The sequence below is a fragment of the Rhizorhabdus histidinilytica genome (assembly GCF_900167915.1).
GTDB lineage: Bacteria > Pseudomonadota > Alphaproteobacteria > Sphingomonadales > Sphingomonadaceae > Rhizorhabdus > Rhizorhabdus histidinilytica.
Map to the genome: position 1 here is coordinate 208,427 of NZ_FUYM01000010.1, position 24,738 is coordinate 233,164.

Here is a 24,738-nt window from a genome sequence, read left to right on the forward strand (position 1 = left end):
CTAACAGAAATCACGGAATTTTCCTGACCGAACCCAATGGCTTCGCCGCCGCTTTCGGAGCAAAAGAAAATTATATTGATTTCGATGTAATGTGCTGACAGGATAGTTTTCACCAAGGAGAGGTGGATTTCGTGTCTCATCATGCCACGCCCTATCTGATCGAGAACGGGTCGCTGTTCCGGGCGGTGGACGGCACCGTCGAGGCCGCGCCGGTCGCCCTTTGCGGGCGGATCGTCGCGACCGGGGCCGAAGCGCTGAACTGGGCTGAGAGCCGCTCCGGTCTCGTCCGGATCGACGCGGCGGGGGCCACCGTCATGCCTGGGCTCATCGATGCCCATTGCCACATCAGCTTCGACGAACCCGCCTCCAACGACGAGCTGTTCTTCCACCGGCGCGAGGGGCTGGCCGCCATCGTCGCGGCCTATAACGTGCGCAAGGTGCTGCGCGCCGGCGTCACCACCATGTTCGACGCGGACACCATCTTCAACGTCTCCCTCGACCTGCGCGACGCGATCGAGGGCGGGGTGACCGAAGGGCCGCGCATGCGGTGCGGCGGCAATGCCCTGTTCACCAGCGTCGGCGGTACCGCCGGCCTGCTCGTGCCGGACGAAGGCGCGATCGGATATCTGAAGGTCACCCGCACCCGCGACGAGATCGTCACCGAAATCCGGCAGCAGGCGAAACGCGGCGTCGACTGGATCAAGATCCACGTCACCGGCCTGATCCCGCGCCAGCGTGCCGCCGGCGAGATCCAGGTGTGGACCATCGACGAGCTCCGCCTGGCGGCGGACACCGCGCACGAGCTGGGCCTGCCGATCGTCGGGCACTGCCGCAACGCATCGAGCACGCGCGACGCCGCACGCGCGGGTTTCGACATGATCCTCCACGCGACGAACATGGATGACGAGGCGTTGGCCGCGGTATGCCAGGCCCAGGTTCCGATCGTTCCCACGCTCACCTTCCAGGCGGTGCTCGCCGAGCATGGCGACAAGGTCGGGGTCAGCGCCTTCCTCCAGGACCTCTTCGCCCGCGAGATCGCGGACAGCAGCCGCCAGTTGCGCCAGGCGCACGATGCCGGCGTCCCGCTGCTCTGCGGCACGGAAAGCGGCTTTTCCATCACCCCTTATGGCGAGTGGCACTGGCGCGAATTGCAGGTGCTGGTCGAAGATATCGGCCTGTCGCCGGCGGAGGCGCTGCAATGCGCGACCCGCAAGGCGGCCGATGCGCTCCGTATACCGGAAGTGGGGACGATCGAGCCCGGCCAATGCGCCGACGTCATCGTGGTGGAGGGAGACGTCACCCGCGACGTGACCCTGCTCGGCCGCCCCGGCGGCATCCGGCACGTCTTCAAGGACGGCGTGCGGATCGACATCGAGACCCCGCTGCCCGAGCGCGGCCCGCTGCCGTCCTGGCGGGTCTCCGCCTATTCCACCATAGCCGCCACCCGCCGCGCGACCCTCGGCTGGCACGAAGAGGATCGTTGATGGCCGAGATCGAAGTCCAGTCCTTTGGCGGCTGCGTCCATGCGCTGCGCCAGGCCGACCTGCGCCAGTCGCTCTACGACGAGGCGGCGCTGATGATGGGGCGCGCCGTGGTCAACCTGCACGGCGCCGAACATCGCGCCCGGCGCGGCGTCGAAGCGGTTATGTTCCGCAAGGACATCTTCCTCCATTACGAGAAGAACGTCCTGCCGCAGACCCTGGCAGAGACGCTTGCGCCCTTCCTGGCAGAAGGCCGCGGCGATCTGGTGGAGATCGGCTACCGGATCATGATGAACCTGACGATCGACTTCACCGGGGTCGATCGGCCGTTGCGCAGCGCCGAGGAGACCGGCGAGCTCCTGCGCCTGCTGAAGGAGTTCAGCCTGGCGCCGGCGCTGGGCCAGGCGCGCGACCCGGCGGACGTGGCCGACAAGAAGCGGCGCATCGCGCTGGCGATGGAGGAGTTCCGGACCCGCTTTCTCGATCCCTCGCTCGCCCGCCGCCAGGCGCTGATCGACCGTTGCAAGGCCGGCGAGATCGATCGGGGCGAGCTGCCCAAGGACGTGCTGACGGCCCTGCTGCTGGGCCGGGACGAACTGGGGATGAGCGATGCCGAGTTCGTCCAGGAAGGCATATTCTTCGTCCTGGCGGGGGCCCATACCACTATCCATTCGCTGACCCATGCCGTCCACGAGATCTGGAACTGGCTCACCGCCCATCCGGAGGATGTGGAGAGGATCCGCTCCGATCCCTATTTCATCCAGCAGTGCGTCTATGAAAGCCTGCGGCTCCACCCGTCGAGCCCGGTCGCCCGGCGCCGCGCGCTCTGTCCGGTCACGCTGAAGGACGGGGAGATCGTCGAGGCCGGTCAGGAAGTCGCGGTGAACCTGCGCACCGCCAATCACGACGTCGAACTGTTCGGCGACGACGCGAACCGGTTCAATCCGCACCGCACGGTGCGCAGCAATTTCCGATACGGGCTATCGATGGGCGACGGCGTTCATGCCTGCCTTGGCCGGCACCTGGCGATCGGCGTCGATCCGAAGCCGGGCTCCGACCCCGACAAGCATCAATATGGCGTGGTGCCGCTGATCGTCGCCGGCCTGCTGCGCCAAGGCCTGCGGCCCGATCCGGACGACGCCCCGGAGAAGGACGAGACGATCACCCGGATCACCTGGGCCCGTTATCCTATCATCTTCAAACCTGAGGAAGCCTTGCTGTGAGCGAGAGCCCCGCCGACGTCGTCACGCTCCATCGCTTCTCCGACTGTGAGGCGGCGCTGCGGAACGGCGACCTGAAACAGGCGCTCTACGATGCCGGCAAAGTGGTGATGGAGGACGTTCTCCTCACCCTGCACGGGCCGGAGCATCTGAAGCGTCGCGGCGTCGAGGCGCGGGTCTTTCGACGCAATTTCTTCAACCATTATGAAAAAGTCGTCTTCCCCAGCACGCTGGAGCAGACGCTGACGCCCTATCTGGCAGCGGGCCGGGGCGACCTCGTCGAGTTCGGCTATCGGGCGACCGTAAACCTGACGGCGGACTTCGCCGGCATCGACCGCCCCGAGCGGTCTGCCGAGGAAAGCGAACGGCTGATCCGGCTGGTGAAGAAGCTGAGCGAGGGGGCCACGATGGTCCACTCCACGCGCGATCCGGTCGAACTGGAAGCCGAGGTGTGTGATGCGCTGGCCGAATTCGATCGCAGCTTCCTCCAGCCGTCGGTCGATCGGCGGACCCGCCTGCTGGAGGCGGTCGCCGGCGGCAGCCTGGACGCCCAGGAGCTGCCGCGGGACGTGCTCACCGTAATCCTGCAGGCGCGCGACGAACTCACCCTCGATGGGTCGTTATTGCTGCGCGAGATCGCCTTCTACATGCAGGCCGGCGCCCACTCGACCGCCAATTCGGTGATCCACGCCTTCCATGAGATCATCCATTGGGCGGGCGCTGACGAGGAGCGCTGGCAAAGGCTGTCCGACCCGCTGTTCGTCCAGCGCTGCGTGCACGAAAGCCTGCGCCTGCACCCGGCGAGCCCGGAAGCCTGGCGGACCAGCATGTGCCCGATGTCGATCGCCGGGGCCGGCGACCTGGACGCCGGCCGGCGGCTCGTCCTCGATCTGTTCAGGGCCAATCGCGACCCGTCGATATTCGGAGCCGGCGCCGACGGCTTCGATCCCGACCGGTCGACGCCGAGGGGAGTCCTTCCCACCGGGCTGGCGTTCGGCATCGGCGTCCATGCCTGCCTCGGCCGCGAGCTCGACGGGGGCCTGCCCGCCAAGCCGGGGGCCGACCCGGACAACCACCAATATGGCATCGTCGCGCTGATCGTGATCCGCCTCCTCGCGCTGGGCGGCAGGCCCGATCCCGCCGCCCCGGCACAGATCGACACCAAGACCATCCGTCCCAACTGGGGCAGCTATCCCGTTATCTTCACCAAGGGTTGAGAATGACCAGAACAGCTATCGTAACCGGTGCCGCCAACGGCATCGGCACGGCCATCGCGTCCGCACTCGTCCGGAAAGGCTATCGCGTCGGCCTGCTCGACCTGGACGCACAGGCCGTCGAGGCCCGGACCGCCGAAATCGGGGAGGGGGCGGTCGCCCTCGCGGCCGACGTGAGCGATCCGGCTGCGGTGACCCGGGCCTTCGACGGTTTCGGCGATGCTCCCGATCTGGTCGTCAACAACGCAGGCATCGTCCGCTTCGGCCCGCTCGCCGAGCAGGAGGTCACCGATTTCGAGGCTGTCCTGCGGATCAATCTCCTCGGCGCCTATATCGTGACGCGGGAAGCGGTGCGCCGGATGGTCGGCCGCGGTTCGGGCCACGTCATCTCGATCACCTCGACCAACGCCTATAATCCCGGCCCCGGATCGGGCGCCTATCCGGCCAGCAAGATCGCCCTGTTGCAGCTGATGAAGCAGTTCGCGCTCGAATATGGCGAGGCGGGGCTCCGCTTCAACAGCATCGCGCCGGGCTTCATCGACGGCGGCATGTCGACACCGATCTACGCCGATCCGAAGGTCCGTGCGGCGCGGTCCGGAGGTGTTCCGCTTAAGCGGCTCGGCGTGCCCGAGGACATCGCCCATGCCGTTCTGATGCTCGATGCCGAGGGATCGTCCTACATCACCGGGATCGACCTGCTGGTCGACGGCGGCGTCACCCACGCGGTGCTGAAGAACCTGCCGCGCGACTGAGCATGACTGGCCGGGCGATCATCTACAGCGACGGCTATGGTCATCCGTTCGCCGAAACCAGTCCGATCCTCGCGGATCTCGGGCGGAGCAGCGGCTGGAACGTCACGATCGAGCCATCCCTGGACGCGGTGCTCGCGCGGCTGGCCGGCGATGACCTGCTGATCGTCAACGCGCTGCGCTGGTCGATGACGCAGCACGAGAAATATGCGCCCGATCGCGCGCAATGGGCCGTCATGCTGCCGGATGCGCAGATGCAGCGGCTGGACGATCATGTACGGCTGGGCGGCAGGCTCCTCGTCATGCACACCGGCACGATCTGCTGGGACAATCAGCCAGGCTGGCCCGCGATCATGGGGGGCGGGTGGCAATGGGGCGTATCGTACCATCCGCCGCTCGGTGCCGTCCGGGTGGAACTGACGGAGGCGGGACGCGCGCGGAGCGACGGTCCCTCCCGGTTCGAGATCGTCGACGAGGCCTATCACCAGCTGTCGCCTACGGCCGATTGCGAGATCCTCGCCATGGCCGACGCGGGCGAAGGCGCCCAGCCGGTCGCCTGGCTGCGTCATCACGGAAGAGGCCGCGTCGGGGTCGACGCGCTCGGCCATGACGGCCGGTCGCTGCGCGACCCCGGCCATGCCGCGCTGATCGGCGCCATGCTGTCCTGGCTTGGCGAAGAGGGCTGAGGAAGACCCCCGCTTGAGTCTCTCCGGATCGCCTTCACCGCTCTTCCGTCCCCTGCCGCTGGGTGGGCTATCCTTGCGGAACCGGATCGCGATGGCGCCGATGACTCGCGAGCGGGCGCCAGGCGGCATGCCCACCGACGCCATGGCCGCCTATTACGCGCGCCGCGCCGCCGGCGGGACCGGCCTGATCGTCACCGAAGGGATAGCGACCGATGCGACCGGCTGCTTCGGCGATCATGTTCCTCGCCTGTTTGGACCGGACGTGGTGGACGGGTGGCGCAAGGTAGTCGACGGCGTCCATGCGGAAGGGGCCGCGATCATCGCCCAGCTATGGCATGTGGGGGCCTTCGCGCCGTCGATGATCGGCATGACGGACGGGGCCCGCCCGGTGGAGAGGATCAGTCCGTCCGGTCTGGCCGCACCGGGCCGTCCGTTCGGCCGCACGATGACCGAAAGCGACATCGCGGACAGCATCGCCGCCTTCGCCGGTGCGGCGGCGGCAGCGCAGGGCGCGGGTTTCGACGGGATCGAACTGCACGGCGCGCATGGCTATCTGATCGACCAGTTCCTCTGGCCGCAGACCAACAGACGGACCGACCGTTTCGGCCCGGCGGACAGGACGCGCTTCGCCGTCAAGCTGGTGCGCGCCGTGCGTCGGGCAACGCGTGACGGCTTCGCCCTTTCCTTCCGCCTGTCGCAATGGAAGCAGCTCGACTATGGCGCTCGCCTGGCGGAGACGCCCGGAGAGCTCGCCGCAATCGTCGGCCCACTGGCGGAGGCCGGGGTCGACCTGTTCCACTGCTCGACGCGCCGCTTCTGGGAGCCGGCCTTCCCGGGTGACGACCGCAACCTGGCGGGATGGACGCGGGCATTGTCGGGCAAACCCGCGATGACGGTGGGCTCGATCACCCTCGACGTCGATTTCAAGGCACCGGACGGAAAGGTCCATGCCTCCGGCGTGGGCGCGCATGTCGCGCTGCTCGAACGCGGGCTGGAGCTGGGATGGTTCGACCTCGTCGCCGTCGGCCGTGCGATGATCGCCAATCCTGACTGGGCCCGCCGGGTTCGCGACGGCGATGCCGGAGATTTGAGGCCGTTCACGGGCGCGATGCTCGAAACGCTGATCTAGAGGGGAAAAGAGGATGCGACCGATCGAGGGACTGAGCCTGTTGATCACGGGCGGTGCTTCCGGCCTGGGAGAGGCCACCGCCCGTCATTTCGTGGAGCGGGGAGCCCGGGTGACCATCACCGGCCGGCGCGCCGACCGCGTCGCCACAGCCGCCGCCGCGATTGGCTGCAACGGCATCGCCGGCGACGTCACCGATGCGGCAGACCGGCAGGCGATGATCGAGGCCGCGATAGCCCATGGCGGCGGGAAGCTGGACGCGCTGTTCAACAATGCCGGCAACATGTACCGGGCGACCATCGAGACCGTCGAGCAGGATAAGCTGTTCGATGTCTTCAACAGCAACGTCCTCTCGGCGATGCTGCTCACCGGCCTCGCCGTGCCGCACCTGGCCGCCACCCAGGGCAGCGTCCTGTTCGTCGGCTCCGTCCATACCCGCCGCAGCTTCCCAACCGCCTCCCCCTATGCCGCCACCAAGGGCGCATTGCAGACGCTGACCCAGGTCCTCGCGGCGGAGCTGGGCGATCGCGGCATCACGGTGAACTGCGTGATTCCCGGCAGCATCCCGACCGAGATCAACGTGCGGGCGGGCCTGCTCAGCGAAGAGGAGGTACGCGCCCGGGCCCGTGACCTGCTGTCGACGCAGGCGATCGCCGAGATCGGCCAGGGCGGCGACATCGCGGAGGCGGCCGACTATCTCCTCCGCGCCCGCTGGGTGACGGGCGCGATCCTCGACGTCGACGGAGGAATGGGCCTGGGCGTGACCCGCGCCTGAACGGCCGGAACGGCCGGCGGCCTCACCCTCTCAAGAGACGCCGGGCATTGTCCGCGAGCGGGGCGTCGACGTGCGGCGGCTCGAACCGGTCGGGAGCGTCCCAGCCCGCGAAGTTGGTGCCGTAGACCATCCGGCCGGTGCCGACGCGTTCGGCCAGCAGATCGAGCGCGCGATCGTCGTGCATATGGATGTCGTACCAGAGGCGGCCGAGCTGTTCCGCGAAGCTGCCCTCCCGTTTCAGATGTTCGGGGACCCAGCTTCGCTTGCGGGTGGCATGTTCCAGCCGGCCCCAGACCAGCGCCAGCGCGCCGCCGCCATGGCTGATGCAGATGTCGAGCCCGGGGTGGCGATGGAGCACGCCGCCGAACAGCAGGGTCGCGACCGCCGTGGTCTCCTGCATCGTGAAACCGACGAGGATGTCGAGCTCATACCGCTTCAGGGCTGGGCTTCCGGCGGGCCCGTCGATGCCGTCCGGTCCCGGATGGATGAAGAGCGGCACGTCCAGTTCGGCGACCGCTTCGTAGAAGGCATCCATCGCGGGATCGTCGAGCCCATGAGGCATCGAGGTGCCGATATAGACGGCCTTGTGGCCAAGGGTGCGAACCGCGCGGCGCGCCTCCTCGATCGCCGACGGGATGTGCTGGATCGGCACCGCCGCCGCCGCGCCCAACCGGTCGGGGTGGCGCGCGACGAGACCGGCGACCGCATCGTTCACCGTCCGGCAGAACCGGGCGGCATCGTCGGCCGGGATGAAGTGGAAATAGGTCAGCGGATTGGGCGACAGCAGCTGCCAGTCGATCCCCGACCGGTCCATCGCCGCGATCCTCACGTCGACGTCCATGAAGGGGCTGCCGCGATAGCGGACCCCGCGCAGCCGATAATCGCCTATTCTGAAGACCGGCGTTCCGTCCGCCTCGGCGTGGAGGTCCGGACCGAAGGCGCCGGCGGTTCCGAAGCTTTCCTCGCACACCGCATGCGCGTGGATGTCGATGACCTTGGCGTCATGCAGGCTCATGCATATCCCTTCACGATGCCGCCATCGACCTGGATGGCGGTGCCGGTGATGTAGCTGGCCGCCTCCGATCCCAGGAAGACGGCGAGGTTGGCGATCTCCTCCGGCTCGCCGAGCCGGCGCAGGGGAATCTGGGCGACCAGCCCGCGCGCCAGCTCGTCCGCCGCGACGCCGCTGTCGCGGGCCTGGTTGTCGAGCAGCGAAGTGACCCGCGCCGTCCTGGTCCAGCCCGGGCATATGGTATTGACCGTCACATTGTCGGGACCGACCTGATCGGCGAGCGTCTTCGCCCAGCCGAGCACCGCCATGCGGATGGAGTTGGAAAGGGTGAGGTCGGGAACCGGCTGCTTGACGCCATAGGAGCTGATGTTGACGATCCGCCCCCACCGCTGCGCGCGCATGTGCGGCAGCACGGCACGGGTCGCGCGGATCGCCGACATCAGGGTCAGCTCGACCGCGGCGGTCCATTCCTCGTCCGCGACGTCCTCGAAGCGGCCCGCCCGCGGGCCGCCGGCATTGTTGACCAGGACGTCGACGGGCCCGGCCGTCTCGATGATCCGCGCGATATCGCCACGGTCGGTGACGTCCCCCTGGATCGCGGTCGCGCCCGGCATGGCCGACACCGCCGCATCGAGCGCGGCAGCGCCCCGCGCCGCGATGCATACCCGCGCGCCCAGCGCATGAAAGCCACGAGCCGTCGCCAGCCCGATGCCCTGGCTGCCGGCCATGACCAGCACGGATCGGCCTTCCAGTCCGAATCTCATTGTTCTTCCCCTCCCTGTCCGGCCGGAGGCCATTGGCTGCGGTAGCTCGCCAGGTCGAAATAATCGCGCCACCGGCGGATCAGCCCGTCCTCGATCTCGAAAATCCCCATGATCGGCAGGGTAATCCACGTGCCTTCCACGCACATCCGGTCGACCCTTTCGGTGAGGACTCGGTTGCCGGTTGCGGCGATGGCGCGGACTTCCCAGGCGCAGGCATCGAACCGGGCCGCGGCGCCCCGCAGATAGGCCTCGACCGCCGCCTTTCCCGCCAGCGGCTCCATCGGGATGTTGTGATAGTCGACATCGCCGTGCAGCAGCGCCGCCACCGCGTCCATGTCCAGCCGTCCCCAGGCCGCGCAGAAGGCCGTCACGATCCCGATGGGCGAAGTCGACGATTCGTCGGTCATGCCCGGGACTTGACAGATTGACGGCCGGACGGGAAGTATCGATTTCGATATAAATGGAGATGGGATGCGGATTTCATATAGCAGGCCGGACCGCCAGCGGATCGTGCAGAACGCCTATGTCGTGCGGGATCTGGACGAAGCGATGGTCCGCTGGAACCGCACCCTCGGGATCGGCCCGTTCCTCGTCCGCCGCCATATCGCCTTGCGCGACGTGCTCTATCGCGGCCGACCGGCGTCGCTGGACATCAGCGCGGCGCACGCCCAGGCCGGAGACATCCAGATCGAGTTGGTGATGCAGCATTGCGACCAGCCATCGGCCTTCCGCGACATGTTCGACGGCACGGGGGAAGGGCTGCACCATGTCGCGATCTTTCCCGAGGACCATGATGCGATGGTGGCGCATTACCGCCAACAGGGCTTCGCCGCCGCGACTGACATCGTCACGGCGGAAGGACGCGGCGCGACCTATATCGATACGCGGCCGATGCTCGGCCACATGATGGAGATTTATCGGGTGAACGACAGCCTGGTCGCCTTCTACGAGGAGATCGCCGCGGCGGCCGAGGGCTGGGACGGGCGCAACCTGCGGATCGAACTGGGCGCCGGATCGTGACCCGCCGCGGTACGGGCGAGGGCGGAGCGCTCGCCGAATTGCGGAGCAACTGGCTGCTCCTGGTGGCCTGTGCGATCGGCGTCGGGTGCAGCGCGATCGCCCTGCCCTTCTATTCGATCGGTCCGCTGACCAAACCCGTCGAAGCCGCCACCGGCTGGGCCCGGTCCGACATCCAGTTCGCCATCCTCTTCAGCTCCGGGATCGGTGCGCTCACCTCTCCGGTCGTCGGCTGGCTGATCGAACGCTATGGCGCACGCCGCGTGGCGCTCCCCTCGCTGGTCGGCGTGTCCGCCGGACTGACCCTGGCTTCCTTCGCCAGCTCGCTCGGCCAGTTCTGGGCAGGATATGCGGCGGCGGCGATCCTGGGGGCCGGTTCCAATCCCGTGCTCTGGTCGCGCGTCGTCGCCGGCAGCTTCGACAAGGCGCGAGGCACGGCGCTGGGCCTCGCCCTCGTCGGTACGGCGTTCATCGCCATGCTGCTCCCCAACCTCGTCGCGATGGCCGAGCCGGCCCTGGGATGGCAGGGCGCGCTGCGGCTCATCGCGGCGTTGCCGATCCTTGTGGCCTTTCCGGTCGTCTACCTGTTCCTGCGGCCCGGCGAGGCGGATCCGAAACGCGCCGCAGCCCATGAGCTCGAGGGGCTGGACGTGCCGCAGGCGCTGAGCAACCATCGCTTCTGGATACTCACCGGCTCGATCCTGTGCGGATATCTCGCCATATCGGGGGCGGGCCCCAATCTGGTGCCGACCCTGTCCGATCGCGGCTTCGATGCGGTGTCGGCGGCGGGGATCGCCAGCTTCTACGCCATCAGCATGATCCCGGGACGCATCCTGTCCGGTTTCCTGATGGACAGGTTCTGGGCCCCGGCGGTGGCGTGCGTCGTCCTGATCCTGCCGGCGATCGCGTGCGTGCTGATCAGCGGATCGAGCGACAGCGTCGTGCTGGCCTTTTCCTGTGCGCTGCTCGGCCTGGCGGCGGGCGCCGAACTCGACGTGCTGGCGTTCCTCACCGCGCGCTATTTCGGCTTGCGTCACTATCCCCAGATATATGCGCTGAGCTATGTCGCGCTGGCGGCGGGCAGCGCCGTCGCGCCGACCATCTTCTCGCGAATCTACGAGGCGACGCAGAGCTACCAGGCGAGTTTCCACATCGCCGCCGCCCTGTTCATGCTGGGCGGCTTGCTTGTCCTGATGCTGGGACGCTATCCGGATTTGCGCAAGGGGACGGGAGGCAAGCGCTGATGGACGAGACGACCGACATGGGCACGCCGCCGCTGCGCGATCGCATCTCCTTCCTCGTCCATCGCATCAATGCGCATCTGTTGCGCATCACCAATCCCAAGCTGAAGATCTGGGGAATCGACCTCACCGAGTCGCGGCTGCTGGTGTCGCTGCTGGAGAATGGGCCGCTGGCAGCCGGCGATATCGTGCGGATCATGGCGCTGCCGCAATCGACCATCTCCCACCAGCTCAAGCGGCTGGAGAAGCGCGGCTATGTGCGGCGGACACCCGGTATCCACGATTCGCGCGTCATCACCGCCGAGCTGACGGACAGCGGGCGGCAGGTCGCCATCGAGGGCAACGCGCTCAGCCAGGAAGTGACCGATCGCCTGGTCAGCGCGATCGGCCGCGAAGAGCTGGAACAGCTCCGCGCCGCGATGAAGCGCATCGACGACGCGCTCGCCCCTGGCGCCCGCTAGAGCGGTTTCCGATCCGATCGCATCGGACCGGCCGCTCCAGTCACCTGTCTATCGCGATTTCCGTCCGCCGGGCGTCGCTGCAACCACCAGCTCTCCGCATCCGGGATCGTCCTCGCGAGAGAAATTTCTTGCGGCATCGATATATTTCGATATGAATGCATTTAATTCGATATCGATATTAATCGAATAATCGGCACAGGGAGAGGTCGCATGAAGACATCCGTTCGAGGATCATTGGCGATGGCGAGTGCTGCGGCACTGGGCATGGCGCTGGTTTCGCCGGCTTACGCGCAGGCTGCGGACCCAAATCCGGACGGCATCCAGGACATCGTCGTCTATGCCCAGAAGAAGGCGCGCGGCGAGCAGCTCCAGAAAGTGCCGATGGCGATCAGCGCGATCGATTCCAAGACGATCGAGGCCTCGCACGCGATCGACATCCGCGACATCGGACGCCTCGTCCCCAACGCCCAGCTCGACGGGGTCGGCACCTTCCCCGGCTTCGCCAACTTCTTCATGCGCGGCGTCGGCGTGAGTACCAGCGTCAGGTCGCTCGACCCGGCGGTCAACATCATCCAGGACGGGATGGTCATCGGCTACCAGGCAGGCGCCGTGCTGGACACGTTCGACACCGAGGGGGTGGAGGTGCTGCGTGGTCCGCAGGGCGTGCTGTTCGGCCGCAACGCATCGGGCGGTGCCGTCAGCCTGCGCAGCAAGCGCCCCACCGGCAAGAGCGAAGCGACGTTCAAGGTCACCCTGGGCAATGCGAACACGGTCGAGACCCGGACCGGGCTGGAGACCGCCATCGTCGAGGACAAGGTCTTCGCGCGCCTCGCGGTGCTGACCCGCAACAATGACGGCTTCTTCCACAACCGGAACAGCGGCACCTTCGTGACCGTCCCGGCCGCGACCAACGCCAACCCCACCGGGGCCGCCGCGGCGCAGCACAAGGAAGGCCGGGTCGGTGGCGCCGACGAGGTGGTCGTCAAGTCGACCTGGGTCTTCAATGTCGCCGAAGCCACGCGGTTCACGCTGCTCGGCCAGTATATCAATTTCAAGGACGGCGGCGGCGCGACCCGTTCCTTCTTCGTTCCCGGCAGCCCTCAGCGGCAGCAGCAGACCCTGTGGGGCTATACGCCTGCCGACAAGAAGTGGGGCGTCAATCTGGGCACGCCCGGCTATACCGACATCAAGGGCTTCCATATCATCGGGGAGCTGTCGCAGGACATCGGCGCCGGCACGCTCACCGCGATCGGCGCCTACCGCAAGGTCAGCTATGACTCGACGCTCAACGTCGGCGGCGATCCCTTCGACGTGCTGCTGTTCCCCGACGGGGAGGAGGATGCCAAGCAAAGCAGCTTCGAGGCACGCTACAACATCACCATCGCGGACCGGTTCGACCTGCTGGTCGGCGGCTTCTACTTCAACCTGAAGGAGGATGTGTTCGAGAAGCGCCTGACCCGGCTCCCGACGACCACGCTCGACCGCTACACCGTCAACGTGTGGGACCAGGACATCAAGTCCTATGCGGCCTTCGCCAATCTCGATTTCCACATCACCCCCGAACTGACCGCATCGGCCGGCGTCCGCTACAGCAAGGACACCAAGCGGATGCACGTCCAGCCGCTGGTCAACTGCCCGGGCCAGAGCTTCGAATCCTGCGTGCTCAACTTCCTCGACGCGAAGAAGTCGTGGGACGACGTCTCACCGCGGTTCGTGGTGAACTACAAGGTGCAGCCCAATATCATGCTCTATGCGAGCTATTCGCGCGGCTACCGCGCGGGCAACTTCAATGCCCGCGCGCCATCGGCCGGCGGTGCCGTCACCCCGGCCAATCCGGAGACGGTCGCGTCGTACGAAGTGGGCGTGAAGTCCGACCTGCTGAACAATCGCCTGCGCATCAACCTGGGCTATTATCGTCAGAAATATGACGACATCCAGCGGCTCGTCCAGTTCGCCGTTGCCGGCGAATCTCCGGCCCAGCAGCTGTTCAACGCCGCCAAGGCGACGATCCAGGGCATCGAGCTGGAAACCGCATTTGCTCCGGTCCGTGGCCTGCGCTTCGACGGATCGCTGGGCTATACCGACGCGAAATATGACTCGTTCAACAACCTGACCGGGCTGCCGGCCGGCGTCAGCGCGACGAGCCTACGCTTCGACCGGGTGCCGAAATGGACCGCCTATATCGGCGGCAGCTACGAAACCGATCTCGGCGACGACAGCTCGCTATCGTTCCGCACCGGCTACACCTGGCGCTCGCATGTCTACACCGACGTGCTGAACACGCCTCTGCTCGAACAGAAGGCCTATGGCCTTTGGGACGCGAACGTCACCTACGAGCGGGGCCGCTGGTCGGTGTCGTTGTTCGGCCGCAATCTGGCCAATACCGAATATGCCGAGATCAAGTCGCCGAACATCGGATACAACGCCTTTGGCGGCATGCCGCGCTATTATGGCGTCGAGTTCGGCGTCCGCTTCTGATCGCCGCCGCCGAGCACTGGCGAACGACATCCGGAAGGCTGGCGGGAGGATATCCCGCCAGCCCGTCCACCCTGACGAAAGCGAGGCCCGATTGAGGCAGTTCGGCGCAGGGGCCGGCTATCCGACGACCTTCGACATCGCCTCTCGCATCAGATCGATGCAGAGCGTCGCCGCCGGCGACAGGCTGCAGCGGGCCGGGCAGGTGGCGGAGATCGGCAAGGCGATCGGGCAGGTCCCTCGCCTCAACCGCGATTTCCCGCCGGTCGTCCATCCCGTCACGTTCGTGCAGCCGGACACGGGCCGCAGCGCACGACGATCATGGGACTATGGCCTGGGCCGTCGCCTCCATGATCGCCGGGCAGCCTGACCGCCCTCGCTCCACCGGCCGCCGTTCATCCCACCATATAACCGCCGTCGACGGCCATGACGTGGCCGGTCATGTAGCTCGACGCGGGACTGGCAAGGAACAGGATCGCGCTCGCGAGCTGGATCGGCTGGGCGGAACCGAGCAGCAGGCGGCCGGGCATCATGATCGGCCCCTTGGGGTCGAAGCCCATGCCGCCCTCGCGCATGCGGCGCGACCCTTCGGTATCGACGCCGCCCGGCATGATTGCGTTGATGCGGATGCCGTCCGCCGCGAATTCGGCCGCCGAGGTGCGGGTGATGCCGTTCACCGCCGACTTCGATGAATCATAATGGGTGTTGTTGAAGATGGTCGGGTGCGCAGCACCGATCGTCGAGATGTTGACGATCGCGCCGCCGCGCTCCTTCCCCTGCCGCCGCATGACCCTGATCGCCTCGCGCATGCACAGGAAGGTGCCGCGCGTGTTGACCGCGTGCATCCTATCCCAGGTCTCGACGCTCATCTCCATGAAGTCGGCCTTGGGACGGTAAGCGGCATTGTTGACGAGGATGTCGACGCCGCCCAGCGCCTCGGCCGCGCGCGTTGTCATCGCCTTGACCCGGGCCTCGTCCGAGATGTCGGCCTCCAGCCCGATCGCTTGGCCGCCCGCCGCGACGATCTCGGCGGCGACCGCCTCGGCTCCGGCCAGGTCGAGGTCGACCACCGCGACCCTGGCGCCGGCGTCGGCCATCAGCTTCGCGGTCGCCTTGCCGATGCCGGAGGCCGCGCCGGTGACGATGGCGACCTTGCCCGGCACCGCGAACAGGCTGCGAAGGGTGCTGTCGGAAATGGGCATCTGGGAATCTCCGGGATTTCAGGAAATCAGGAAGCCGCCGTCGACGGCGATCATCTGGCCGCTGATGTAGCGGCCGGCGGGGCCGGCCAGCAGCAGCACCGCGCCAGCCACGTCCTCGGGCGTGCCATAGCCATGCAGCATGCGCGCCCGATCGGTGCCGGGGCCGCTGCGCGGCACGTTGGCGGCCACCGTCTCGGTGATGATCGCGCCGGGCAGGATCGCGTTGGCGGTGATGTTGTCGGCGGCGAAGTCGAGTGCGCAGTTGAGCGTGAACTGGTTGAGCCCCGCTCGGGACGCCGAATAGGCGCCGTTGCCGTGCAGCACCGGGTGGCGGCTGCCGATCGTCGTCATGTTGACGATCCGCCCGCCGCCGGCCCGGCGCATCAGCCGCACCGCCCCCTTGGTGGCGAGGAAGGCGCTGCGCAGGTTGACGGCCTGGACATGGTCCCATTCGGCGGCGTCGATCTCGAGCGTCGACCGGTTGTGGTTGAGCACCACGGCGTTGACGAGGATGTCGAGCCGGCCGTGGCGATCGCCGATATCGGAGAACAGTGCCGCGACCGAAGCCTCGGACGTCACGTCTACCGCGATCGCCTCGGCCCCCAGCTCCGCGGCGATCTCCCGCCCGCGCGGGAGGCGCTCCTCCTCGTCGGCGAGGATCACCGTCGCCCCGGCGGCGGCGAGCGCTACAGCGCTGGCCCGGCCCATTCCCACCGCGCCACCGGTGACCAGCGCCACCCGGCCGACGAGGCCGAACATCGCGGCGAGCGCCGCGGCATCAGTGGCGCGGGACATCGTCGTAGAGCCTTTCGGCCGGCCCGGTCAGGCAGACATATTCGGTGTAGATGCCCAGGTCGGCGCGGGTGTCGACATAGGCGTAGCGCAGATGACCATCCATGACCGCGCCCTTCATCGGCGCGGCGAGACCGCTCGCGGAGATCGCTTCTTCCAAGGCTTCCCAGCCCGCCGCACCGGCGATCCGGTAGCCGAGGTGGTGGAGACGCGCGATGCCGTCATCGGGGAGATGATCGCGGTACAGTGCCGGCGCCGCCTCGCCGACCGCGATGATCTCTATCATCGACGGGCCGGCATAGGCATGCGCCGTTTCCATCCAGGGATTGGCCTGCCTGCGGCGGAAGTGCGCGATCCCGTAGCGGGCGCCGAGCCGCGCGGTCGCGGCGTCGAGATCGCGGGTGACGAAGCCGAATTGGTAGAAGCCGGTCAGGGGCAGCGCCGCACTCATATGTCCCATTCCAGATGGAGGCTCGACACGCCGTTGACCGACCCCGAATGGCTGTGCGGCCGATGCGCGGGATCGAGCCGGACCGCAGGCATGCGCTTCGTCCATTCCTCCAGGAAGATGCTCAGCTCGGAGCGGGCGAGCGGCGCGCCGACGCATTTGTGCGGTCCGTTGCCGAAGGTATCGTGCGCCGGCGTCTCCCGGTCGAAATCGACGGTCAGCGGATCGGCGTGGAGACGATCGTCCATGCTCGACATCGAGATCGGCACCATGACCATCTCGTCGGCCTTGAAGGTCACGCCCTTGTAGGTGACGTCATGCTTCACCAGCCGGCCGGTATTGGAAAGGCCGTGGCGGCGGATATATTCCTCGGCGGCGCGTGCCGCGATCGAGGGATCGTCGCGCAGGCGGCGATGCAGTTCGGGATGCTCCGCCAGGTGCCAGGCGGTGAAGGACAGCATGTTCGCCACCGTGTCGAGCCCGCCGAAGAAGACCAGCATCGCCATGCCGATCACCTCATGCTCGCCGCCGAAGCGAGGATTGCCGCGCCAGCCGGCGATGCGGCTCAGCAGGTCGTCGCCGGGCTCCGCGGCACGCGCGTCGAGCACCTCGCGCAGATAGGCCACGACCTTGCCGAGATAATGGTCCTTGGTCGGCTGGTCGCTGGCGTCGATATAGCCGACCGCCCACTCGACGAACTCGTCGCGCCGGTCGAGCGGCAGGTCGACGATGCCGAGGAAGATGGTGACCGGCATGATCCGCGCGAACTGCCCGACGAACTCGCATCGGCCGAGCGGGCGCAGCTTCTCGATCAATTCGATAGTGAGCGCGCGGACCTGCTCGCCCAGCGCCTGTACCCGCTTGGGAGTGAAGGAGGGGTTGAGCACCGCCCGGTAGCGCGCATGGAGCGGCGGATCGACCGTCAGCGGCGGCATCCGCACCGGGCTCGCGCCGCGCGGGATGGTGAACACCTCATGGCTGAACGTCTGATAGGTTTCCTGGACCCAGCGGATGTCCTCGGCGCGGGTCAGTATCCAGTGACCGCCATTATGCGGCGTCCAGACGATGTCGGGACCGTCGTGGAGCCGGCGCCAGGCGGTATAGACAGTGCCCTCGTCGATGCCGGGCGGATGGAAATAGTCGAAGTCGACGACCAGTTCGTCAGGGACATGGGCGGGCTTTGCGACCCGGTCATAATTGGGGACATCGGCGTTCATGCGGGTTCCTCGCGAAGCCTGTCGGAAGGGGGGTAGGGGCCAAGCAGCAGATAGGTGACCAGCGACAGCCCGAGTGCGGCGATGGCGGCCAGCAGCCCGGCGCGATAGTCGCCGAAACGATCGTGCAGCATGCCGATGCCGACCTGACCGACCACCGACATCAGCACCATCACCATCACCGTGCTGCCGTAGATCGTCGAATAATGGCGGAGGCCGAAATAGCGCGCGCAGAGATAGGCGACGATGTCGATCTCCGCACCCTGAGCCATGCCGATCAGCACCGCCGCGACCAGCGCGGTTGTGAGCGAGGGGGAGGACCCTATCAGCATCAGGCAGCCGAGCATCGGCCCCAGGCTGAACAGGCAGGCGACCAGCGGCGCCCAGACCCTGTCGACAAGCGTGCCCGAAACGAGCGTGCCGATCAGCACCGAGCCGGCGAGCACCCCGGTCAGCGTCGCGGCCATGCCGGCGGCGATGCCCTTCTCGGTCAGCAGCGGCTGGAACTGGCTGAGGATCGCCGAGAGCGGCGCATAGCCGAGCCCGGCGCACAGGCAGAGCAGCGCGACCCGATAGTCGCGGCGCGCGAGATTGAGGAAGGAGGTTTTGGTGGCCGGGACAGCCGATTTTCGGTCGGCGCTGTCCAGATCATGGATACCGAACCAGCAGACCGGCAGGCCGACCAGCAGCACGATCCCGGCGAGCAGCAGGAAACCGGCCTGCCAGCCTTCGTTCGTGATCAGCCGCTGAAGGATCGCGGGCAGCACGAGGCCAAGCAGCGATATGCCGATCCGGGTACAGGCCAGGGCGAGACCGCGCGAGGCGTTGAACCGCGCCGCGACCACGCGGGTGAAGGCCAGCCCCGTGGTCAGGATGCCGACGAGCTGTAGGAAGAAATAGGTGGCGTAGAACTGGACCAGCGAGCCGCTGAGCATGGTCATCGCCAGATAGGCGATGCCGGTCAGCGACATCGCCGCCAGCAGCGGCCGCCGCACCCCGAAGCGATCGAGCAGGGCACCGGCGAAGGGCGACAGCACCGCCGTCACGAGCATGCCATTATGGGCGAGCGCGATCTCCCCGCGGGTCCAGCCGAATGCCGTCTCCCAGGGCTGGATGAACAGGCTCGCGCTGAATTGAAGCATCGAGAAGCCCGTCGCCACGCCCACCGAGGCGGTAGCGACGCTGCGCCAATGGGTGCGCCATTCCTGGCTTGCGCGATGGATCGGCGGATCGGTCATCTATCGCCTTATCAAGGAAAAAAGACGGTGCCGGCATGCGCTCCGGCACCGTCAGTCACCGTCAGAAGCTTGCGCTGAGCTCGAGCCCGTAGGTGCGCGGCGGCGAGAGGATCGCGTTGGCGCCCGGCGCGGTGAACACCGGATAAGCGGTATCGAACAGGTTCTTGACGAACGCCGAGACGCGCAGCCTGGTCGGCCCGACCGAAATATTCTGGAGGCTGAATCGTGCGTTCGCGACGTCGCGATCGATATCGAACGCATAGGCGCCGAAGGCGACGCGGCCAGTGCCCGGCGTCTTGCTCGCCATCGCATAGTCGACGTGCAGGACAAACTGGCCGAAATCCGCTTCCGGGAAGGCCCAGTCGAGCGCCGCGGTCACCGAATGCTTGGGCAGGCTCTGGATGCGGACCTCGGCATTGGGATCGAGCGTGCGGTAGCTCGGCGGTCGGCGACCCTTGAGATAGCCGTAGCTCAGCGAGGTCTGGAGGCCGTTGGTCGGCACCGCCACGATTTCGAGTTCTCCGCCGCGGATACGGGTGACGCCAGGCGCATTGAGCGTGTCGGTAACCGCAGGGTTGCCGGTCGGATCGAGCTGGACCGTGATCTGGCGGTTGTGGATGCGATTCTCGAACAACGCCGCGTTGACCCGCAGCCGCCGATCGAGCAGGTCGCTCTTCACGCCGATCTCGTAGGCCTTGTTGACCTCCGCGCCGAAGGGCTTGAAGCCCGGCGAGCGAACCGACACGCCGCCGGCGCGATATGCCTGGGCGTAGCGGGCATAGCTGTGGATATTGTCCGCCAGATCATAGGCGATAGTGAAGGCGGGATCGAAGCGCTTTTCGCGGAAGGGCTGCCCGACAAGGTTGACGGCTGCACCGCCGTTCATGGTGCGCAGGAAGGTCTTCTTATCGTTGGTGTAGCGCAGGCCGGCGGTCAGGTGCAGCCGGTCCTCCGCGAAGGCGGGCGACCAGGTCGCCTGGGCAAAGGCGGCATAGGACGTGGATTCCGCGCGCTGCGAGCTCAGCCCCGACGTGGCGCTGCCGACCGTGAACGGATTGGTTGCGATCGCATTGCTGAAGGCCGGGTCGGTGTAGATGATGCTCAGAAAGCTCTGGCGGGTGTCACGGACCTTCTCGTTGAAATAATAGAGACCCATGACATATTCGAGCTGGTCGGTCGATCCGATGAGCTGGAATTCCTGGCTCTTCTGCTTCTGGTCGACATCGTTGAAGGCCACCACGCCCGAGATGCCATAGACGCGGGTGACCGAGGCCGGCAGGCCGAGCGTGCCGGTGCCCAACCCGGGGATGAGCGCCTGGATCGGCTGGCCCGCCGGGCCGAGTGAGGAGAGGGTGAAGGCGCCGCCGAGCTGCCCCCCGCCGCTCTCCCGCGTCTCGCGATAGGCGCTGATCGAGCGGAGCTTGAGGCTGTCGCTGATCTCCCATTCGGCCTGCAGGCTATGGCCGAGCGTCTTCACGTCGAACGGCGCGTTGTACATCGGGATCCAGCTGTGGTCGGTGCGGCGGCGGATGCTGTCGGTCAGCGGCCGGGCGCCCCCGAAGGTCGCCAGCGGCGTCAGCGGGCCGTCTGGCCGGAACCCGAAAGGCGGCTGGGCCAGGATGTTGTAGTCGCGGGTGTCCCTGGTCTTGCTATGGTCATAGGCATAATCGATCGTGACCGTATCGACCGGCTGCCAGCGCACGCTGGCGCGATAGCCTTCGGCGTCATAGGCGGCGAAATCCGCCTGGCGCGCCAGCTTGGGATCGCGCGGGCCGTTCTTCGTATAGCCGTCATGCCGGCTATTCAGATAGTCGAGCTTGATCGCGAAGCCGGCGATCGCCGGCAGGTTGAGGTGCGCCTCGTAGCGGCGCTGGTCGTAGTTGCCGACAGTCACCTTAGCGGTGCCGCCAAACTCGCCGGTCGGCTTCTTGGTGACGATGCGGATCGCTCCGCCCTCTGCGTTGCGGCCGAACAGCGTACCCTGCGGACCACGCAACACCTCGATCCGCTCGGGGTCGGCCAACTCGACGCCGAGCCCCTGCCCGCGCCCCAGATAGACGTCGTCGACATAGACGGCCGTGCCAAGTTCGGTGGTGCCCTGGCCGGGGTCGGCATTGGTGATGCCGCGCATGTCGACGATCAGCAGCGACTGGCTGCCCGCGAAGGGCTGCATCACGACGCCAGGCGGCGGGGTCTGGAACAATGCGCCGAGGTTGGTCGCGCCCTTCTGTTCGAGCGCCGCGCTCGAATAGGCGCTGACCGCGATCGGCACGTTCTGGAGATTCTCGGCCCGCTTCTGCGCGGTGACGACGATCTCCTCCACCCCGGTGAAGCCTCCCTCGTCCGCGGCGGCCGGCGTCACCTGGGCGATCGCCATGGTCGGCACGCTGCAAACCGTCAGAAACAGCGCCTTGTTCAGTACACGCATAGTTCCTCCCCTAGCCAGCTAAGGCAATTTTCTTTTGAATGAGGAACATTACTTAGATCAAGGACGACCGCCCTGTCAGGATGCGACGGTGCACGGCAGGAAAGGCATCACATGCTTGATCGGACGCCAGCGCCTGAACGGGCGGGCCGCAGGCACATCGACACCATCATGTCGAAGCCTTCGGCCAGGAAATCGTCCTCCAGCATCACCGGGCGTCCCTCGGCGATGTCGCAGTCGCGATCGTAGATCATGTCGAACAGGGTGCAGCAGGCGTAGCGCAGCCGGTTCATGAGCAGGTCTTCGGGAAGATCCGGCGCCAGCGACTTGAGCAGGTCCATGGCTTCAAGGCTGGCCGGGGTGATGCCCATCTCCTGCGCGCGGAGCGCCTGGCCGGTACGCCACCGCAGCGCGTGACGGAAAAAGGCGGTGTAGCGATGGACGCCCTCGGGATCGAGCAATTCGTAATTGGGCTGTACGAGCAGCCGCATCACGGCATGAGGATTCTCCGTCTCGCCCCGCTCACGCATCTGGCGAAGCAGCATCTTCCGCCGCGCTTCGAGCGTCGGCAGGCGGTGCTGCCAGATCGCGCGGACCAGTTCCGCCCGGTCGCCAAAATGATAGGTGATCGCCGACTTGTTGGCGACGTTCGCCTCCATCCCGATTTGGCGCAGCGAGACGGCTTCGATCCCATAGATGCCGAACAGCCGTTCGGCAGCTTCGATGATGGCCATGGGCGTGGATTTGTAGGACTTAGGGGCGCGGCCTGCCATGCGCGGCGAGGTGCGCCGATCGCCGCACCCGGTCAAGCTATTTCGAGCCGATTCGATCCCGCCGAAACCGATCGCAGGCCAACGGGCCGGACCGGCGCCCGCCGCCTCGAACGCCCCCATGCGGGCCTCGGCGCGCTGCCCGCGGGACGAGCCGCCGCGCCATATCGTTGAAGCTTGCAACATTGCCCCGAAATGTGGACAGGAGAGTCCGCCCGCAGGCAGTGGAGGAAATATGGCGACCGCGCCGATCCGCGAGAAACATGATGGCGCGTTGGCCGGCCAGATGGACGTGCGTGTCTGGCTGCGCCTGCTGAGCTGCGTCACCGTCATCGAGAAGCGCCTGCGTCGCCGCTTCGTGGCCCAATATGACACGACGCTGCCGCGGTTCGACGTGATGGCGACGCTCGAACGCTTTCCCGACGGCGTGTCGATGGGCGAACTGTCCCGCGCGCTGCTGGTCTCCAACGGCAATGTGACCGCGCTGGTGAAGCAGCTCGAGTCGGACGGCTATGTCTCGAGCCGTCCCGCACCGGACGACCGGCGTTCGTCGATCGTCGGGCTAACGGACCTGGGCCGCCGTCATTTCGCCGAACTGGCGGCCGCGCATCGCTCCTGGATCCAGGGCATGTTCGCCGAATTGTCGGACGACGACCATATCGAGCTCTACAAGCTGCTCGCCGTCCTGAAGCACTCGATTGGCGCCGACGACGAAAAATAGCGGTCGCTGGCCCGATCGCGCGCGGACCGCGCGAAGGACCGGCCGCGGAAAGCGCAATAAACTCTTGACGCCGCCCTATTATTATATGTTTAAAATATCTGGGGCGGCCGACGCCCGGAGTGGCAACAGCTGGAAAGGCTGATTCCGTGCAGAGCTACAACGCCGCCGCCGACCTCATCGACCGCAATCTGGGCGATCGCGCCGACAAGATCGCCGTGATCGACGATCTCGGGCGGTACAGCTACCGCGAGGTCGCCGAACGCGTCGACCGCTTCGCGGGCTATCTGACGGGGCTCGGCGTTCCGGCGGAGAGCCGCATCCTCCTCTGCCTGCAGGACTCGGTCAATTTCCCGGTGGCGGCGCTCGGCGCGATCAAGGCGGGTCTCGTCCCTGTCATGGTCAACCCGCTGCTGCCGGGCAGCGATCTCGATTACATGCTGCGCGACAGCCGGGCCCGGTTGCTGGTCGCCTCGGCGGGCGCATGGCCCGCGCTTGCTCCCGTCATCGCCGGACAGCCCTATCTCCAGGGGATATTGGTCGCCGACGGCGCCGCCCCGGAGGGCACGATCGCCTTTGCCGACGCCGTCGCCGGCGCGCAGCCGATCACAGCGGCCGCCGAGACGCGCGCCGATGAACCGTGCCTGTGGCAATATTCCTCGGGCACCACCGGCCGCCCCAAGGGAACCGTCCATTCCCACGCAAACGTGCAGCGGCTGACGGGCCTCTATCCGCGCCAGATCCTCGGCCTGGACGAGAATGACGTCACCTATTCCGCGGCGAAGCTGTTCTTCGGCTATGGCTTCGGCAACGGGCTGGTCTTCCCCTTCTCGGTCGGCGCCACCGCCATCCTGATGGCGGGCCGACCGACCGCCGACGCGGTGTGGCAACGCCTGATCGATCATCGCCCGACGATCTTCTTCGGTGTCCCGACCCTCTATGCCTCGCTGCTCGCCGCACCCGAGGCACCCGATCGCGGCCATCTGGCGCTGCGGCTGTGCACCTCCGCCGGGGAGGCGCTGCCCAGGCCGATCGGCGAGCAATGGCGCGCGCGCTATGGCACCGACATATTGGACGGCATCGGTTCGACCGAGATGTTCCACATCTTCCTGTCCAACCGGCCCGGCGACGTCGCCTACGGCACCACCGGCCGGCCGGTCGACGGCTATGAGCTGCGCCTGGTCGACGAGGCAGGCGGGGCCGTTCCCGACGGCGAGGTCGGCGAGCTCCATGTAAAGGGCCCCACCAGCGCGCTCGGCTATTGGTGCAACCGGGAAAAGACCCAGGCGACCTTCCTTGGCGAATGGACCCGGACGGGGGACAAATTCCTGCGCAACGCCGAGGGCCGCTACGTCTATTGCGGCCGATCCGACGACATGCTGAAGGTCAGCGGCATCTATGTATCGCCCTTCGAGGTGGAGACCGCGCTGCTGTCGCACGAGGCGGTGCGCGAAGCCGCCGTGGTAGGATGGACCGACGATCAAGGCCTGATCAAGCCCAAGGCGTTCGTCGTGCTGGGCGACGGCCAGAGCCCGTCGGACGCCATCGAGGCAGCGTTGAAGGCGCATGTGAAGCAGTTGTTGGCGCCCTATAAATATCCGCGCTGGATCGAATTCCTCGATGCCCTGCCCAAGACGGCGACCGGCAAGGTCGAACGCTACAAGCTTCGGCAGCCAGCCGCCGCCTGACGTCGCTTGCCACAGCACAAGG

At 66.9% G+C, this 24,738-nt stretch carries 24 protein-coding genes; 14 read left to right on the forward strand and 10 right to left on the reverse strand.

From position 1 onward, the window contains the following. Window positions 1-131: 131 nt before the first annotated feature. Genes B5X82_RS20235 through B5X82_RS20265 form a run of 7 tightly spaced genes read left to right on the forward strand, consistent with a single transcriptional unit; the run spans window position 132 to window position 7,251 of the window. Window positions 132-1,484 carry a metal-dependent hydrolase family protein gene (locus B5X82_RS20235; RefSeq protein WP_139385147.1) on the forward strand — a complete coding sequence of 451 codons (1,353 nt, stop codon included), beginning with the start codon at window positions 132-134 and terminating at the stop codon, window positions 1,482-1,484. Further along, window positions 1,484-2,704, forward strand: coding sequence for a cytochrome P450 (locus tag B5X82_RS20240; RefSeq protein ID WP_079649980.1), 1,221 nt, complete (start codon window positions 1,484-1,486; stop codon window positions 2,702-2,704). The genes B5X82_RS20235 and B5X82_RS20240 overlap by 1 nt, the downstream gene beginning before the upstream one ends. After that, entirely contained in the window at window positions 2,701-3,918 is a 1,218-nt protein-coding gene (locus tag B5X82_RS20245; RefSeq protein WP_217699585.1) for a cytochrome P450, read from the forward strand. The genes B5X82_RS20240 and B5X82_RS20245 overlap by 4 nt, the downstream gene beginning before the upstream one ends. 2 nt (window positions 3,919-3,920) lie before the next feature. Then, complete coding sequence (locus B5X82_RS20250) at window positions 3,921-4,667, forward strand: SDR family NAD(P)-dependent oxidoreductase (protein ID WP_079649981.1); 747 nt, start codon at window positions 3,921-3,923, stop codon at window positions 4,665-4,667. 2 nt (window positions 4,668-4,669) lie between these two features. Further along, entirely contained in the window at window positions 4,670-5,350 is a 681-nt protein-coding gene (locus B5X82_RS20255; RefSeq protein WP_079649982.1) for a ThuA domain-containing protein, read from the forward strand. Window positions 5,351-5,363: 13 nt separating this feature from the next. Then, entirely contained in the window at window positions 5,364-6,479 is a 1,116-nt protein-coding gene (locus tag B5X82_RS20260; protein ID WP_079649983.1) for an oxidoreductase, read from the forward strand. Between the two features lie 13 nt (window positions 6,480-6,492). Next, the gene (locus B5X82_RS20265) at window positions 6,493-7,251 is read left to right on the forward strand and encodes an SDR family NAD(P)-dependent oxidoreductase (protein WP_079649984.1); all 759 of its coding nucleotides are present in this window, start codon (window positions 6,493-6,495) and stop codon (window positions 7,249-7,251) included. 22 nt (window positions 7,252-7,273) lie between these two features. On the opposite strand, the gene B5X82_RS20270 is transcribed toward B5X82_RS20265, so the two are convergent. The 3 genes from B5X82_RS20270 to B5X82_RS20280 are packed head-to-tail and all read right to left on the reverse strand — an operon-like array spanning window position 7,274 to window position 9,434. After that, entirely contained in the window at window positions 7,274-8,266 is a 993-nt protein-coding gene (locus B5X82_RS20270) for an amidohydrolase family protein (protein ID WP_079649985.1), read from the reverse strand. Further along, window positions 8,263-9,027 carry an SDR family oxidoreductase gene (locus B5X82_RS20275; protein ID WP_079649986.1) on the reverse strand — a complete coding sequence of 255 codons (765 nt, stop codon included), beginning with the start codon at window positions 9,025-9,027 and terminating at the stop codon, window positions 8,263-8,265. Before B5X82_RS20275 ends, B5X82_RS20270 begins: the two co-directional genes overlap by 4 nt. Beyond that, the gene (locus B5X82_RS20280; protein WP_079649987.1) at window positions 9,024-9,434 is read right to left on the reverse strand and encodes a limonene-1,2-epoxide hydrolase family protein; all 411 of its coding nucleotides are present in this window, start codon (window positions 9,432-9,434) and stop codon (window positions 9,024-9,026) included. The genes B5X82_RS20275 and B5X82_RS20280 overlap by 4 nt, the downstream gene beginning before the upstream one ends. A 64-nt stretch (window positions 9,435-9,498) precedes the next feature. Between B5X82_RS20280 and B5X82_RS20285 the strand changes: the two genes are divergently transcribed. The 5 genes from B5X82_RS20285 to B5X82_RS20305 all read left to right on the forward strand — a co-directional run bounded on the left by B5X82_RS20285 (window position 9,499) and on the right by B5X82_RS20305 (window position 14,591). Next, a complete protein-coding gene (locus B5X82_RS20285) occupies window positions 9,499-10,047 on the forward strand; it encodes a VOC family protein (protein WP_223811084.1) in 549 nt (182 codons plus the stop codon). Beyond that, window positions 10,044-11,288, forward strand: a complete 1,245-nt coding sequence (locus B5X82_RS20290) for an MFS transporter (RefSeq protein WP_176152640.1) — start codon at window positions 10,044-10,046, stop codon at window positions 11,286-11,288. The genes B5X82_RS20285 and B5X82_RS20290 overlap by 4 nt, the downstream gene beginning before the upstream one ends. Then, window positions 11,288-11,746, forward strand: coding sequence for a MarR family winged helix-turn-helix transcriptional regulator (locus B5X82_RS20295; protein WP_079649989.1), 459 nt, complete (start codon window positions 11,288-11,290; stop codon window positions 11,744-11,746). The genes B5X82_RS20290 and B5X82_RS20295 overlap by 1 nt, the downstream gene beginning before the upstream one ends. Window positions 11,747-11,956: 210 nt before the next feature. Then, window positions 11,957-14,224 (forward strand): TonB-dependent receptor, encoded by a 2,268-nt coding sequence (locus B5X82_RS20300; RefSeq protein WP_079649990.1) that lies wholly within the window; start codon window positions 11,957-11,959, stop codon window positions 14,222-14,224. 91 nt (window positions 14,225-14,315) lie between these two features. Then, on the forward strand, window positions 14,316-14,591 hold the full coding sequence (locus B5X82_RS20305; protein ID WP_079649991.1) for a hypothetical protein: 276 nt from the start codon (window positions 14,316-14,318) through the stop codon (window positions 14,589-14,591). Between the two features lie 25 nt (window positions 14,592-14,616). Here B5X82_RS20305 and B5X82_RS20310 read toward each other — a convergent pair whose 3' ends face one another. The 7 genes from B5X82_RS20310 to B5X82_RS20340 form a co-directional block, all read right to left on the reverse strand. After that, window positions 14,617-15,423 (reverse strand): SDR family NAD(P)-dependent oxidoreductase, encoded by an 807-nt coding sequence (locus B5X82_RS20310; protein ID WP_079649992.1) that lies wholly within the window; start codon window positions 15,421-15,423, stop codon window positions 14,617-14,619. Window positions 15,424-15,441: 18 nt separating this feature from the next. Then, window positions 15,442-16,218, reverse strand: a complete 777-nt coding sequence (locus tag B5X82_RS20315) for an SDR family NAD(P)-dependent oxidoreductase (protein WP_079649993.1) — start codon at window positions 16,216-16,218, stop codon at window positions 15,442-15,444. Continuing rightward, the gene (locus B5X82_RS20320) at window positions 16,202-16,666 is read right to left on the reverse strand and encodes a VOC family protein (protein WP_176152641.1); all 465 of its coding nucleotides are present in this window, start codon (window positions 16,664-16,666) and stop codon (window positions 16,202-16,204) included. The genes B5X82_RS20315 and B5X82_RS20320 overlap by 17 nt, the downstream gene beginning before the upstream one ends. Continuing rightward, window positions 16,663-17,880, reverse strand: a complete 1,218-nt coding sequence (locus B5X82_RS20325; protein ID WP_079649995.1) for a cytochrome P450 — start codon at window positions 17,878-17,880, stop codon at window positions 16,663-16,665. Before B5X82_RS20325 ends, B5X82_RS20320 begins: the two co-directional genes overlap by 4 nt. Then, a complete protein-coding gene (locus tag B5X82_RS20330) occupies window positions 17,877-19,115 on the reverse strand; it encodes an MFS transporter (RefSeq protein ID WP_079649996.1) in 1,239 nt (412 codons plus the stop codon). The genes B5X82_RS20325 and B5X82_RS20330 overlap by 4 nt, the downstream gene beginning before the upstream one ends. Before the next feature lie 61 nt (window positions 19,116-19,176). Next, the gene (locus tag B5X82_RS20335) at window positions 19,177-21,543 is read right to left on the reverse strand and encodes a TonB-dependent receptor (protein WP_079649997.1); all 2,367 of its coding nucleotides are present in this window, start codon (window positions 21,541-21,543) and stop codon (window positions 19,177-19,179) included. Window positions 21,544-21,650: 107 nt separating this feature from the next. Beyond that, on the reverse strand, window positions 21,651-22,274 hold the full coding sequence (locus B5X82_RS20340) for a TetR/AcrR family transcriptional regulator (RefSeq protein ID WP_079650019.1): 624 nt from the start codon (window positions 22,272-22,274) through the stop codon (window positions 21,651-21,653). 271 nt (window positions 22,275-22,545) lie between these two features. On the opposite strand from B5X82_RS20340, the gene B5X82_RS20345 reads away from it, so the two are divergent. Both B5X82_RS20345 and B5X82_RS20350 read left to right on the forward strand, forming a co-directional pair. Continuing rightward, on the forward strand, window positions 22,546-23,031 hold the full coding sequence (locus tag B5X82_RS20345; protein ID WP_079649998.1) for a MarR family winged helix-turn-helix transcriptional regulator: 486 nt from the start codon (window positions 22,546-22,548) through the stop codon (window positions 23,029-23,031). A 146-nt stretch (window positions 23,032-23,177) separates the two neighbouring features. After that, the gene (locus tag B5X82_RS20350; RefSeq protein WP_235862745.1) at window positions 23,178-24,716 is read left to right on the forward strand and encodes a benzoate-CoA ligase family protein; all 1,539 of its coding nucleotides are present in this window, start codon (window positions 23,178-23,180) and stop codon (window positions 24,714-24,716) included. Window positions 24,717-24,738: the final 22 nt, after the last annotated feature.

Excerpts from the sequence above, each read along its gene's own strand:
- B5X82_RS20240 (WP_079649980.1), top strand. The coding sequence starts at position 1,484 with ATGGCCGAGATCGAAGTCCAGTCCTTTGGCGGCTGCGTCCATGCGCTG.
- B5X82_RS20250 (WP_079649981.1), top strand. The coding sequence starts at position 3,921 with ATGACCAGAACAGCTATCGTAACCGGTGCCGCCAACGGCATCGGCACG.
- B5X82_RS20255 (WP_079649982.1), top strand. The coding sequence starts at position 4,670 with ATGACTGGCCGGGCGATCATCTACAGCGACGGCTATGGTCATCCGTTC.
- B5X82_RS20265 (WP_079649984.1), top strand. The coding sequence starts at position 6,493 with ATGCGACCGATCGAGGGACTGAGCCTGTTGATCACGGGCGGTGCTTCC.
- B5X82_RS20270 (WP_079649985.1), bottom strand. The coding sequence starts at position 8,266 with ATGAGCCTGCATGACGCCAAGGTCATCGACATCCACGCGCATGCGGTG.
- B5X82_RS20275 (WP_079649986.1), bottom strand. The coding sequence starts at position 9,027 with ATGAGATTCGGACTGGAAGGCCGATCCGTGCTGGTCATGGCCGGCAGC.
- B5X82_RS20280 (WP_079649987.1), bottom strand. The coding sequence starts at position 9,434 with ATGACCGACGAATCGTCGACTTCGCCCATCGGGATCGTGACGGCCTTC.
- B5X82_RS20285 (WP_223811084.1), top strand. The coding sequence starts at position 9,499 with ATGCGGATTTCATATAGCAGGCCGGACCGCCAGCGGATCGTGCAGAAC.
- B5X82_RS20295 (WP_079649989.1), top strand. The coding sequence starts at position 11,288 with ATGGACGAGACGACCGACATGGGCACGCCGCCGCTGCGCGATCGCATC.
- B5X82_RS20300 (WP_079649990.1), top strand. The coding sequence starts at position 11,957 with ATGAAGACATCCGTTCGAGGATCATTGGCGATGGCGAGTGCTGCGGCA.
- B5X82_RS20310 (WP_079649992.1), bottom strand. The coding sequence starts at position 15,423 with ATGCCCATTTCCGACAGCACCCTTCGCAGCCTGTTCGCGGTGCCGGGC.
- B5X82_RS20315 (WP_079649993.1), bottom strand. The coding sequence starts at position 16,218 with ATGTCCCGCGCCACTGATGCCGCGGCGCTCGCCGCGATGTTCGGCCTC.
- B5X82_RS20320 (WP_176152641.1), bottom strand. The coding sequence starts at position 16,666 with ATGAGTGCGGCGCTGCCCCTGACCGGCTTCTACCAATTCGGCTTCGTC.
- B5X82_RS20325 (WP_079649995.1), bottom strand. The coding sequence starts at position 17,880 with ATGAACGCCGATGTCCCCAATTATGACCGGGTCGCAAAGCCCGCCCAT.
- B5X82_RS20330 (WP_079649996.1), bottom strand. The coding sequence starts at position 19,115 with ATGACCGATCCGCCGATCCATCGCGCAAGCCAGGAATGGCGCACCCAT.
- B5X82_RS20335 (WP_079649997.1), bottom strand. The coding sequence starts at position 21,543 with ATGCGTGTACTGAACAAGGCGCTGTTTCTGACGGTTTGCAGCGTGCCG.
- B5X82_RS20340 (WP_079650019.1), bottom strand. The coding sequence starts at position 22,274 with ATGGCCATCATCGAAGCTGCCGAACGGCTGTTCGGCATCTATGGGATC.
- B5X82_RS20345 (WP_079649998.1), top strand. The coding sequence starts at position 22,546 with ATGGCGACCGCGCCGATCCGCGAGAAACATGATGGCGCGTTGGCCGGC.